The sequence below is a fragment of the Clostridium sp. BL-8 genome (genome assembly GCF_002006495.1).
Taxonomy (GTDB): domain Bacteria; phylum Bacillota; class Clostridia; order Clostridiales; family Clostridiaceae; genus Clostridium.
Window position 1 is genome coordinate 1 of sequence record NZ_LZZL01000209.1, and the last position, 828, is coordinate 828.

Consider the following 828-nt stretch of genomic DNA (forward strand, 5'->3'; position numbering starts at 1 on the left):
GTTCAAAAGGCAAGACGACTCAAGTTACAGTAAGTAAAACTTCAGTAGAAGTTCAAACTGCTAAAACAACAGAAAAAAATGCAGGAGATACATATAAAGCTACTATAGAAGCTTATCAGCAAGGAACAGTAACAAGTAAGCTTTCAGCAAAGATTGTTTCAGTATCAGTTGACAATGGACAATATGTAAATGCAGGTGATACTATAGCGACTTTAGATGACCAGGATATACAAAACAATATAAAAACCGCGCAAGCTTCAATAGCTGTATATGAAAAACAGGAACAGGCATCAGAACAATCATTAAATTCAGCACAGGTGTCTATGGAAAGTTTAAAAATAAATGTGGATGATGCTCAGAAGAATTATGATAGAGAAAAAACCCTTTATGACAGTAAGGCTGTATCAGAAACAGATCTTGAAGCTGTAGAAAAAACTTTAAATACTGCTAAAGCTGCTTATGACTCAGGAAATGCGGGTATCCAAACAGCACAGGCAAATATTGAAACAGCGAAGGCAAATATACAAGCACAAAATGTAACTCTAGAAAAGTATCAAAGTGATTTAGCTAATACAGTAATTAAGGCACCAATAAGTGGTGTGATAAGTGGTAAAAATATGAATGTCGGACAAATGGCAGCAACAGGTACAGCCCTTGCAACTGTTAATGACATATCATCTGTATATGCAACAATTCAAGTACCACAAGAAAAAATAAGTAGCGTAAAAATAGGACAAGCAGCTACAGTTACAGTTGATGGAAGTGATCAAAACTATAATGGAACAATACAGACTATGGATGCTGCAGCAGATACAACTTCAAGAGTTT

Annotated in this window: 1 protein-coding gene; it reads left to right on the forward strand. The window is 35.3% G+C overall.

The genetic code is table 11. The features are described 5' to 3' along the window. Positions 1 to 828: HlyD family efflux transporter periplasmic adaptor subunit (locus tag CLOBL_RS27260; protein ID WP_143323978.1), on the forward strand; the 828-nt coding region annotated here is incomplete at both ends.